13 protein-coding genes are annotated in these 11,657 nt (G+C 47.9%); 9 read left to right on the top strand and 4 right to left on the bottom strand.

The window, feature by feature from the left end; translation table 11 throughout:
* Positions 1-114 precede the first annotated feature (114 nt).
* The gene (locus AB4875_RS02345; protein ID WP_368374432.1) at positions 115-1,335 is read left to right on the top strand and encodes a class I SAM-dependent methyltransferase; all 1,221 of its coding nucleotides are present in this window, start codon (positions 115-117) and stop codon (positions 1,333-1,335) included.
* On the opposite strand, the gene AB4875_RS02340 is transcribed toward AB4875_RS02345, so the two are convergent.
* The gene (locus tag AB4875_RS02340; RefSeq protein WP_368374431.1) at positions 1,332-2,168 is read right to left on the bottom strand and encodes an esterase/lipase family protein; all 837 of its coding nucleotides are present in this window, start codon (positions 2,166-2,168) and stop codon (positions 1,332-1,334) included. The two genes, AB4875_RS02345 and AB4875_RS02340, sit on opposite strands and share 4 nt — an antisense overlap.
* A 322-nt stretch (positions 2,169-2,490) precedes the next feature.
* On the opposite strand from AB4875_RS02340, the gene AB4875_RS02335 reads away from it, so the two are divergent.
* The 8 genes from AB4875_RS02335 (at position 2,491) to AB4875_RS02300 (ending at position 9,515) form a co-directional block, all read left to right on the top strand.
* Positions 2,491-2,967 carry a hypothetical protein gene (locus tag AB4875_RS02335; RefSeq protein WP_368374430.1) on the top strand — a complete coding sequence of 159 codons (477 nt, stop codon included), beginning with the start codon at positions 2,491-2,493 and terminating at the stop codon, positions 2,965-2,967.
* 183 nt (positions 2,968-3,150) lie between these two features.
* Complete coding sequence (locus AB4875_RS02330; RefSeq protein ID WP_368374429.1) at positions 3,151-3,636, top strand: phasin family protein; 486 nt, start codon at positions 3,151-3,153, stop codon at positions 3,634-3,636.
* Between the two features lie 194 nt (positions 3,637-3,830).
* On the top strand, positions 3,831-4,475 hold the full coding sequence (locus tag AB4875_RS02325) for a TetR/AcrR family transcriptional regulator (RefSeq protein WP_368374428.1): 645 nt from the start codon (positions 3,831-3,833) through the stop codon (positions 4,473-4,475).
* A 79-nt stretch (positions 4,476-4,554) separates the two neighbouring features.
* Positions 4,555-6,873, top strand: coding sequence for a Tex family protein (locus AB4875_RS02320; protein WP_368374427.1), 2,319 nt, complete (start codon positions 4,555-4,557; stop codon positions 6,871-6,873).
* 463 nt (positions 6,874-7,336) lie between these two features.
* A complete protein-coding gene (locus AB4875_RS02315; RefSeq protein WP_368374426.1) occupies positions 7,337-8,074 on the top strand; it encodes a DUF4145 domain-containing protein in 738 nt (245 codons plus the stop codon).
* A gap of 99 nt (positions 8,075-8,173) precedes the next feature.
* A complete protein-coding gene (locus AB4875_RS02310; RefSeq protein WP_368374425.1) occupies positions 8,174-8,743 on the top strand; it encodes a hypothetical protein in 570 nt (189 codons plus the stop codon).
* A 90-nt stretch (positions 8,744-8,833) separates the two neighbouring features.
* Entirely contained in the window at positions 8,834-9,067 is a 234-nt protein-coding gene (locus AB4875_RS02305; RefSeq protein WP_368374424.1) for a CDGSH iron-sulfur domain-containing protein, read from the top strand.
* A 118-nt stretch (positions 9,068-9,185) separates the two neighbouring features.
* Positions 9,186-9,515 (top strand): hypothetical protein, encoded by a 330-nt coding sequence (locus AB4875_RS02300; protein WP_368374423.1) that lies wholly within the window; start codon positions 9,186-9,188, stop codon positions 9,513-9,515.
* Positions 9,516-9,610: 95 nt separating this feature from the next.
* Here the strand turns inward: AB4875_RS02300 and AB4875_RS02295 are convergent, their stop codons facing one another.
* From AB4875_RS02295 to AB4875_RS02285, 3 genes are all read right to left on the bottom strand, one after another.
* Positions 9,611-10,567, bottom strand: a complete 957-nt coding sequence (locus AB4875_RS02295) for a PA2778 family cysteine peptidase (protein ID WP_368374422.1) — start codon at positions 10,565-10,567, stop codon at positions 9,611-9,613.
* On the bottom strand, positions 10,554-10,955 hold the full coding sequence (locus AB4875_RS02290; protein WP_368374421.1) for a PA2779 family protein: 402 nt from the start codon (positions 10,953-10,955) through the stop codon (positions 10,554-10,556). The genes AB4875_RS02295 and AB4875_RS02290 overlap by 14 nt, the downstream gene beginning before the upstream one ends.
* A gap of 85 nt (positions 10,956-11,040) precedes the next feature.
* A complete protein-coding gene (locus AB4875_RS02285; RefSeq protein ID WP_368374420.1) occupies positions 11,041-11,598 on the bottom strand; it encodes a glycine zipper 2TM domain-containing protein in 558 nt (185 codons plus the stop codon).
* Positions 11,599-11,657: the final 59 nt, after the last annotated feature.

Below are 11,657 nucleotides of genomic sequence, written 5' to 3'. Positions count from 1 at the left end.
AAAGGGCAGCTTAGCTGCCCTTTTTTTTGGCTGACTAAAATGCCCTAGCCTTGCACTATACTGTTAAAAATATAGTGCGACTGTATCTTAGCAATCCCAGAACATAGGTCGAAAATGTCGGTCACAAGCACCCCCGAAGAAACCCAATACTTTCTTGATCAGTATCAACAGGCCTTCAATAACGGCTCGTTTCAACGCTTGGTCTTATCAAAGTATCAGGGCGACGACATCGACCTAAAGCGCATAACAGTACGCCCTGTGCTGATAAAAAATAGTCAGATACTTTCCTTTCTATACGAATACCAGACAAACCACATCACCAAAAACATCACGCTCGACGAGTCACTAAGCCTATTGTCACACTGGCTGGGAGCTGACTTTAAAAACGCGCATTTGCTTAGCCAAGCCGCAGAAATTCAATTGCGTTTCAGCAAAAAAGGCAAAGCGCTGCTCAATGAGCATCGCATTGCAAATGACCAAGCCCAGCCAGAAGCCAGTGCAGAGTTGCCAGATAGTCAGCTATCACATAACCGAGAAAAAAATCGCTTCGTTAAACAAGACCGCCCCTACCTAGCGGCGTTGGGCGTTACCGATGCGAAGGCGCAGATCATTCCGGCCATGTCTCGCAAGTGGAAGCAGATCAATCGATTTATTGAAGTGCTATCTAAGGCTATTGAAAATACTGGGCTTAGCGATCAGCAGGAAATTCATATTGCAGATTTTGGCTCCGGTAAAGCCTATCTGACCTTTGCCGTTCACGACTATCTCAACGACACCCTCGCCATCAAACCCCAAGTCACGGGCGTGGAATTACGACAGGGTTTAGTCGACTTATGTAATCAAACGGTCGCCAAGTTAAGCCTGGAAGGCATTAAATTTGAACAGGGCGATGTCCAGCATTTCGCAGCGCAAAACATCAATATTATGATTGCGCTACACGCCTGCGACACGGCGACAGACTACGCCATTAACATGGGAATTCGCAGTAATGCCGACATCATTATGTGCTCACCTTGCTGCCACAAACAGATTCGACCGCAGCTCAAAAGCCCATCGGTACTCGCCCCGCTGCTACAGCATGGCATTCATCTCGGCCAAGAGGCAGAAATGGTAACCGACGGCTTGCGCGCGCTACTCTTAGAAGCAAACGGCTACGACACCCAGGTATTTGAGTTTATTTCGCTGGAGCACACTAACAAGAATAAAATGATACTGGCGCAAAAACGCCAACATCCGCGGGACAACAGCGCAATATTGACGCAAATCTCAGAATTAAAAGGTTTTTATGGGATTAAAGTGCACTGCCTAGAAGAGCTGCTGAACGCAGCGGGCTAAGCGCCAACATTCAGCAAGCCTTCTTTAACCGCGACAGGCGCGGGTGTTCGGCCATATACGCGGCCTCTAAAACCGCTCAAATCAAAGGGCCGCCACTGTCCTTCACGCTGAGCCAGACGATCTGCAATCGCGTACATCACCGCCGGATTATGGGTTAAGCCCACGTGACTACCCGGCACCCGCAAATTCTCAGTGTCGACATTCAAGGTTTTATCAACACAGAAGCTCCAGTCAACAATGCCATCACCTTCGCTATAAATAGCAGTCGATGGCACTTTCGGGGTATCGCGCCAGCAATCTCCCCAGCCCAACATTGGATCGGTCATCGCACCGGGATTTAGCATTTCATAGAGCTTTAATACGGGTCCAGTAACACCGCTCATATCTGGGATATGGATTGGCGACCCCAGCGTAATAACCTGGCGGATAATATCTGGATTTTTATTCGCCATTGTTCGGGCGTAGACACCACCCAAACTCCAACCCACCAGACTGACTTTGCGACCATAGCGCGCCGCTAAATCTTTAATATGGCTTTCAAAATCAAGGTATACCTGTTCCCGCAGTCCAGTATTGCGGCCTTGATCCCAACCATAAGCTGCAAAGCCTGAACGCCGCAAAAATGCTCGCAGTGCAGCCGTTCCACCGTCGCCGGTCATAAAAGACGGCGCCACAACAATGGGGTGGCCATCGCCAGTCTGAATATTATCCAGCCGAGATCGAAACGATGCCATGGCGAGCATTTCAAAAACAACACGCAACTCCTTCGCTGTGCTTAAAATCCCTGGCGCGGCAACTCTGGCAACACTCGCAAATTTATTCTTATTATCCATATTACCCTCTCGAACTATCAAACCGGCGCTGGGTGCAGCGCGCTTAACATCGGCAAGGTAGAACCTCTGACATTAAGCTACACAAAATAGTGACAGTTATATAACCGTAATAATGCCTAGGGTGCAATCGGGATTTACTGAGTAATCACAAATATTAATACCTGCTGACTAGAAGAAGACGGGGCATCGCAGGACAAAATTTGATTTTAGTATGCAGTTTCTAATTTTTATCCGTAACCTTACTTCCAATCAGCGAGGTTATGCAGTTCTCGGCTGAACCGGGCCCACCATAAGCCCACTAATTTTTATTGAGGACACCAACATGACTGAAGCAACTAAAATCGAAAAAACTAACACGCTAGCCAAAGACTTATTCCTAGCCAACCTTGGTCTAGCCGGCAAAGTATTTGAACAAAGCCAAGACTTGCTTAAGCAAACTGAAGCCAAGCTTAAAGAAACTGAAGGTAAAGTTAAAGATACTTACAGCAAGCGCAACGAATTATTCGACAGCTTGATAGCGCGCGGCGAGAAAGTTCAAAGCAGCACTGTATCCAAGTTTGAAGAAAGCAAAACTGAACTGACTGGTAAAATTGAAAGCAGCAAGTCACAAGTTGTGACTAAGTTTAACGACACCAAGGCACAGGCTATCGCTAAGTTTGAAGAGCTGAAAAGCGAAAGCAACGCCGCTGTTGAAGGCCAGATGAAAACTCTGCGTGAAAGCTTTGATAAAGTAAAAGGCAAAGTTTCGGGCAGCAAAACTGAAGCGACTGAAGCTACTGCAGAAGTCAGCGCATCGTAAGCATTCGGTACCTACTTTAGGTACCAAGTCCTAGGTCTGTATCTCACCTATGCTTTTGCACGATGCGCCACTTGGCGATCGTGCTTTTTTCTTATTCGGTCATAGCAAGAAAATGGTAGATTGGTTTTATAAATAAACTTATCTAGCCGTCTAAGCTGTGACCCGTTTGCAATGGAGAACACCATGAGCAAAGACAGCAAAAAAAGCCTGCAAGATCTTAAAGATGTCACCAATCAGGCAAGTGAACTGGCGAAGAGCATTTGGCTTGCCGGTCTTGGCGCTTACGGCCGAGCTTATGATGAAGCCCATGACCGTTACGAAAAAGCCAGCAAAGAGACCCCTCGCCTGTTTACTGACTTGGTAGACAAAGGCAGTCGTCTTGAAAACCAAGCTCGCGAAAAACTGGGTGAAGTGACTAGCATTGGTAAAACCGTTTCAATTGAAGAGCGCATCAGTAAAATGCGCGCCAGCCTTGGCTTCGGTCACAGTGCTAGCGCAGACGACATGCAGCGCTTAGAAAAGAAACTGGACGCCTTAAGCAAGAAAGTTGATGCCTTAAGCAAAGCGACTAAGCCAGCAGCTGCTAAAGCACCTGCTGCTGCCAAAACCGCTGCGCCTAAAGCTGCTCGCAAAGCGCCTGCAAAAAAAGCAGCTGCTAAAGCCGAGTAAGGCCATTGATGCGGTCGCTAATGCGGCCGTTTGAAGGCGAAAAATAGCCCCACGTCAATACTCTTGGCGTGGGGCTATTTTATTTGCGCTACGGTTTTTCTGTCCCACAGCTTAACCATAAATATCACAAACCTAGACACCACCTTCGCTTCATGGCACCTTGTGGCCTCGATCACAAGAGGTTTGCTACACCAATGAAAACCCGCGACAAAATATTATTAAGCAGCCTAAGCTTATTCAACGCGGAAGGTGAGCCCACGGTCACGACCGTCGATATTGCCAACGATTTGGACATCAGCCCCGGCAACCTTTATTACCACTTCCACGGTAAAGAGGAGATCATTCAAGAATTGTTCGCCGCGTATGAAGTTGAACTCATCGATATTTTAAAAGCGCCCATCGAAAAGAGCTTGGGCGCCAAAGACGCCTGGTTCTATTTATACATTGTGTTTGAACACATATTTAATCATCGCTATCTATACCGTAATCTCAACGATATTCTGCAGCGCTATCCGCACATTGCTAAAAGGTTCTCGAAGTTACTAGAGCTAAAAGTACAGGCGGTTCGCGCGGTTGGATTAGAATTGCGAAGCCAGAACATTATCGATCTCGACGATACCATGCTTGAACGACTCTGCGACAACGTCGCCATGTCACTCACCTTCTGGCTAAACTACAACCAGCTCCGCGAACGCAATACCAGTAACGAAATAATGATTCACCAAGGCGTGTTCCAAGTGATGTCACTGGTGTCTCAGCACCTGCGTCCAGAGTATCGCTACTTCTATGACGAATGCTGCGCGCTGTTCGACGCCCTAGCGATGTCAGATCCGGCCTAAATCAGGCTAATCAAAGGCTCGCACCAAACCGATAGTTTTTGCATAATGTCCGGCTTCTGAAACCGGACAAAGAAGACCTATGAATTCCATCCCCAACCGCATCGCCCAAGAACTAGGTGTCAAAGAAGCCCAAGTTAGCGCCGCCGTCACATTGCTAGATGAGGGCGCCACCGTTCCCTTCATCTCCCGCTACCGCAAAGAAGTCACCGGCGGTCTGGATGACACTCAAATGCGGGATCTGGAAACACGGCTAGGCTATCTGCGGGAATTGGAAGATCGTCGGGAGAGTATTCTTAAGAGCATCCGCGAGCAGGAAAAGCTCACGCCTGAATTAGAGCGCGACATTCTCAGCGCAGACACTAAAAACCGCCTAGAAGACCTCTACCTCCCCTATAAGCCTAGGCGCCGCACCAAGGGCCAAATTGCCATAGAAGCGGGCTTACAGCCGCTGGCGGACACCTTATTTAGCGACCCCAGCCAAGATCCTGCAACCCTGGCCCTAGACTATATCAATGCCGAATTGGGTGTTGCTGATGTAAAGGCCGCGCTAGACGGCGCCAAGTACATTCTCATGGAGCGCCTCAGCGAGAATGCCGATCTTCTCGCCACGCTGCGTAACTTCCTGTGGAATGAAGGCCTGCTGTGCAGCACGGTTATGACCGGTAAAGAAAACGAAGGCGAGAAATTTCGCGACTATTTCGCCCACAGCGAAGCCTTGAAAACCACGCCATCGCATCGCGCACTGGCTATGTTCCGCGGCCGCAACGAAGGCATTCTGAGCCTGGCGATTAAATTTAGTGAAGACGAAGGTAGTGTTCACCCCTGCGAAATCATGGTCGCCAAGCACTGGAATGTCGTCGATGAAGGCCGTCCTGCCGACACCTGGCTGAAAGAAGTCATACGCTGGACCTGGCGCATCAAACTCTACACTCACCTAGAGACCGACCTCCTCGGACAGTTACGCGAGCTCGCCGATACCGCCGCGATCGATGTTTTTGCCCGCAATCTCAAGGATTTACTATTGGCCGCCCCCGCCGGTCAACGCGCGACCATAGGCCTCGACCCCGGCATGCGTACCGGTGTAAAAGTCGCCGCCATCGACGCCACCGGCAAAGTATTGGATCACTGCGCCATCTATCCAACCCCGCCACAAAACAAGATAGCCGAATCTGCGGCCATTCTGCTGGCGATGATTAAAAAGCACAATGTGGTCTTGATTGCTATTGGCAACGGCACCGCAAGCCGGGAAACTGAGCGCTTTGTAAAAGACCTGCTGTCCGCACACCCTGAGCTCGGCTGCACCAGCGTAATGGTAAACGAGTCTGGCGCATCTATTTACTCGGCCTCAGAATACGCAGCACGGGAATTTCCAAACCTCGACGTCACCATTCGCGGCGCTATTTCCATCGCCCGCCGCCTCCAAGATCCGCTCGCAGAACTGGTGAAAATAGACCCGAAATCCATCGGCGTTGGTCAATACCAACACGATGTATCTCAGACCGCCTTATCACGCACCTTAGAAACCGTGGTTGAAGACTGCGTAAATGCCGTGGGGGTTGATGTAAATACCGCATCGCCGGCCCTGCTGGCTCGGGTGTCGGGGCTTAATCAAAGCATTTCAGCCAATATTGTTGATTATCGCGACCAACACGGTGCGTTTAAAAACCGCGCGCAATTAATGGAAGTTAGCCGCTTTGGCGCTAAAACCTTTGAGCAAGCTGCCGGGTTCCTGCGCGTTATGGGCGGCGACAATCCACTGGACGGCTCTGCCGTGCATCCAGAATCCTATAGCGTGGTCGAAAAAATCGTTAAGCGCTGTGGTCGCGCGGTCAACGACGTTATCGGTGACAGCGCTTTCTTGAAGAGCGTCAAACCTAGCGAGTATGCCGACGAGCGCTTTGGTATTCCCACCATTACCGACATTGTTGCCGAGCTCGACAAACCTGGCCGCGATCCGCGACCCGACTTTAAGACCGCGACCTTTAAAGACGGCATCGAAAAGATGTCCGATCTCGAAGCCGACATGATTTTGGAAGGTGTAGTGACCAACGTCACCAACTTTGGGGCGTTTGTAGATATTGGTGTCCATCAAGACGGCTTGGTGCACATCTCTGCGCTGGCAAATCAATTTGTTAAAGATCCGCACACCGTGGTTAAAGCCGGCGACATTGTCAAAGTGAAAGTGATGGAGGTGGATGCCCAGCGCAAGCGCATTGCCCTCTCTATGCGCCTTGATGACAAAGCCAGCGATCAAGAGGCTAGCAACAACGGCGGTGATCGTCGCGGAAGCCGCAGAGCCCCAGCTGCCGCCAAGCAAGCGCCACCGAAAAAAGACGCAAACTCAACCATGGCCGCCCTGTTCGCTCAGGCTAAGCAAAACAAAAACGGTAGGCTATAAAATCTAAAAAGGGGCGGTACTAGCAAGGGCTTAAACAAAAGCGCAGATTTATCTGCTAACTTGCTCGTACCGTAACCCTAGCCTTCAGTCGCTGTTTTTTCTGATCAGCAAGCCTTTCCCGCAACGCATGGCGCTGCTTAAATATCCCGTATATTTGCTAATTCCGCTCCGTCAATGGATGTGAACAGTAGCGCCCCTCCCACTATCTCCCTGACGAATTACTTAACTCATTGTAATTAACATAAAAATCGATATGATCAGGGGAAAGGAATGTCAGACAGAAATATAGGGAGTTAGTCTTCGCTTTACCGGCACGCGCTAATAACAAAGCCGCCATCTCATTGAATTCCCTAATATTTTTTAAACCATACTGAAGCCGCTACGTTGATAAGGGGGCTAAAGTGATAAGGAGCGCGAGTCTCTATAACTAGCTGTTATGTGTAATCATCTTTCGGAGCAATTAATGATACCTGAGTATGGAAGTAATAAATTTCAGTGCCCTCACTGTAATACGGTTGCGACACAAGAATGGTTTACTGCGAATAATGCAAGCGAGAAAGCTTCGGGAATTCTTAGTCATCTCTATCTAAATTACAGATCTACAATCCCTGATTATTCACAAGATAATATCGTCAAGTTTTTAAAAAATATTGATCATAATTTCAAAAGTAATTTTAATAGGCTTGTTCCTGATGGGTTTTCGGTAGCCACATGCTCCTCCTGTAGTGATTTCACATTGTGGGTGTCAAGAGATATTGTTTACCCTAAGAAAACGACATTGCCACCTCCAAACTCTGACCTAAACGAAGACATTCAGGAACTTTATCTCGAGGCCTCATCGATTCTTATCGACTCGCCAAAAGGGTCTACAGCTCTTTTGCGGCTTGCTCTTCAAAAACTACTGGAGCAAGTTGGACAAAGCGGTAAAAATATTAACAACGATATAAAAGCCCTGGTTTCTGAAGGTATGAGCCCAAAAATTCAGCAAGCACTGGATCTGCTTAGGGTTATCGGTAATAACGCGGTTCACCCCGGGCAAATAGATTTAGAAGATAATACCGAAGTAGCTCAAAAGTTATTTGGCATATTAAACTTTATCGCTGAAGAACTAATTACTAAGCCAAGAGAATTGGAAAATCTTTACGCTGACTTAATACCAGCTGAAACGCAAGATCACATTAAGCAACGAGATGGCACATAACAAGTGCAGGCACAATCGCCCTTCGGGCTGGACAGCTAAAAGCGTGGCTTCGCCACAACGCGGCCTGTGGTGCAGGCGTTATGAGCTCAGGAGAGTAATGTGCGATTAACCGTACTTCTGTCAATAATCTTAATCCTTCAAGGATGCACTGTTGCGTACTATAAAACTGATGATGAGTTAAATTCACCTGAGACAAGCCTTAGCAAAGGAAAGTGCAATATAGAGTACTTCTTAGAAATAAGTGCTGAGATGAGGCAGCGTACCACCGGAACAAATGAAAGGGCTGAGTGGGCTGAAAAAGCAGAGTCAAAATATATCAACAGTATAGAAAACGTTTTCAGTTCTGTACCTTGCTCCTCAAATCAAGTATCAGCTAAGGAACATGCAAACTTCATTATCAACGTTAAAATATCCCCGTATCATAGTGCGCTTAGTCAAGAGTGGTTAACTGGCCTTTCGTTTGGCTTAATCCCAAGCTGGGGTACTCGCCCAAATGAATACACCTACACTTTTAGGAACCTCGAAAATAGTGCAAGTCACAAATATTCAATCGACAATGTTTCTTTCAATCACTTGGTACTATTTCCCGTATTTTGGGTTACATTTCTCACGCTTGATGAAACAAAAGAGTTTGAAAGGGCGCTGGAAAACTTTATTGAAAATTCATAACAAGCGCTTGTTGTCGGACAAGTTCACTGCGCTCGAAACTTGCCCAGAGCGCAGCGCTATATTTTCAAAATCACCTAAGGAGACATAGAAATGAGCAATCCAAAAAGAGTATCTGATACACCTTATGCAGTGGACGTAGAATCCGGGAAATCATATTTCTGGTGCGCATGTGGTGAAAGCAAATCACAACCGTTTTGCGACGGCTCTCATAAGGGTAGCGATTTCACGCCAGTAAAGTATGAGGCCAAAGAATCAAAAAAGGTTTTCTTTTGCGGTTGTAAAGGCACTGCGTCGAAACCCATGTGCGATGGCAGCCATAAATAAATAGAACAAGTTTATCAACCATAGCCTCTTCGTGGCTGGACAGCCTAAACCGTGCTTTGAACTTGCATCACTGCGCGCGACAGCCGCTTGCCAAAACTTTATACCAAAAGGGTATAAGATGAGATCAATTCTACTTTTAATAATATTAGTACTTTCATTTCAAGCAAATGCAAATGCAAATGCAAATGAATTTACGTATGAGAAAATATCAACAAATAACCCAGGTGTCGCATTGTCAGTAAAAGAAGTTGATGCATTTAAAATGCATGGTAAATGCTTAGTCGGCCTTAAGGAGTTAAACTTTAAAAAGAAAGATAAATTTGATCCGGTTGCTGAGTGGACAAGCTACCGTACACTTTCATTACTAGAGCAGTTTCCACCTTGCGAAGTACTAGTAATGATGGAAGTCGCAAGAAAAGAATTACTAAAAAAACAAGAACAGAGATAGAAGAAAATTTCATAATCGTGAGTGTGTCAACTTTCCTTGCGGTTGAGCCAGAAAAGCTTGAGGCACAGCACCTACTTACTCAATGTACCTCTTAACTAGTTACTATTGGGCATCACCAAACCGCTGCACTGTTGCTTGGGGCTTGCGCTTGCCGCAAGAATTTCATCACGGCTTTGCCGATACGAGGATTTATCTTCGGCAAGACTCACCGCCTCATCTATTGCTAACACGGCCTCAGCGCGACAACCTTTAGCCAATAGCGCGAAGGCATAGTTATTCCACAAGGCAGGATCATCTGAGTTTGTCAGCAGCAGCTGGCCAAAAGAATCTATCGCTGCGCTGGTATCTCCCTGAGTCAGGGCCACATTCGCCAGCGCGGTTAACACCGGTTTAGAGTGTGGCCATTGCTCAGCAGCCAGGGCGTAAAAGGAGCGCGCAAGCTCAACATCGCCAACTTGCTCAAACTCATATGCTAGCGCAATGTACTGCGCCGGTTTGGCGGTGGCAGGAAGCCGACGACTGTCAGTTAATACCCTTGCCCAGTGGCTAGTCCGCGCCCATGTCGCCATAAATGTTTTAAAGGACAGGCGGTAATTTTCGTGGCTACCGGAATGTAACAGCAGCTCTTCGGTATCTAGGTCATAACCGACAACCACGGCGTAATGCCATTGCGGCAACCAGGAAAAACCCAAGTTTTGAAATACTAATACAGGATGACCGGCATTTACTTCGGTGAGTATTGCCGACAAATTTCGAGCTAATGGGTAGGGAAGTAAGCCCAAACGACGCGATGCCGCTTGCATTTCAATCGCTAAAGAGCCGCTCTTACCGGGTATGAATAATTGCTTTGCGAGGGTTTGCTGATCAGCCTCTAGGCCCCAGAACCGCGCAATTTCGGTGAGTGCGGCTGGGCCACAATACAATGCTTGCTGAGGCACGAACGGTACCGACAATTGCCGTTGTTTGGGCAGTAAACCGATGGTGTCGTTTAAAGGGATGGATGAGCATGCCTGCAGAAGCAGGCATGCTAACAGAAGGCTACTTAGCCGCATTCACAAAGGGGAATATATCGGTAATACCCAAAATATCGGTAATGAAGAATATCAGCACAAGGAGGGCCAACAGACCAAGGGCGCCTGCACCAGCAGGTAATTGATCCATTTTTTCCTGTAGCATCGCCAGCTCGCTCGGTGTCAGCGCATCGATACGGGCGCCAACATCAGCCGGAGAAACACCAAGCTCTACTAGTCGTTCGCGAACATTGTCCTGCGACAAGGCCGCTTTCATTGCCGCGCGATTTTCATCGATCGCGTACTCTGCCACCATGCGATCGGTGGTGATTACGCCAGCAGATACCGTGCTTGCTATCACGCCGGTCCAGACCATGAAGCCACTCATCACAATCGCCGTGGTACTACGTTTCAATGTTGTCTTAGCCATAATGTTACTTCCTTAATCCGATTATTATCTCAACAGTATGCAATGTGCCAGCCATACGCTTTTTGTCCACTTGCCTTTAAAACACTTATAACGTCTCAGTGGTCGGCTTGCTCAATACTAACTGGCCATCATCTTGAACCGGGATGGTTGCGCCGGGCTCGTGATCCATTATCACCGTGCCTTTTTCACCATTTAGAGTATAGCTTACGCTGTATCCAGTGACCCGCTGCTGGGGATCTTGCACCGTATTACAGCGGCGCTCGGTGGTGGTATAAACATCTTTTTGCTGCATATTGCCCTGTACTTTATTGCCCGCGTAGCCGCCAGCAGCAGCACCCGCCGCAGTGGCGAGCTTTTTACCATTACCACCGCCTACTTGCTTACCGATAACGCCGCCAATGACCGCGCCAATAATGGTGCCGGCAAGCTTATTTTGATCTTTCACTTCAGATTGGTGCTGCACAACTTCGTCGTAACACTCTTCGCGGCTGGTATAGTAAGTCTCAGTGACCGGTTTAGACTCAATGACCTCTGCAAAGCGCGGCTTGCTAGCCTCAACATAGGTGTTGTAGCCGGCATAACTGCCTACAGCGGTAACCGCAACAGCGCCAAATATTCCGCCAAGCAATAAATTCGTATTCATCTCACTATCCCCGTTCCTGTGTTTCAGGCTTTAAATTCTTGTAACACTATGACCGGAGG

It is taken from the genome of Zhongshania sp. R06B22 (assembly GCF_040892595.1).
Taxonomy (GTDB): Bacteria; Pseudomonadota; Gammaproteobacteria; order Pseudomonadales; family Spongiibacteraceae; genus Spongiibacter; species Spongiibacter arctica.
This window is presented reverse-complemented; position numbering and strand designations above follow the sequence as displayed.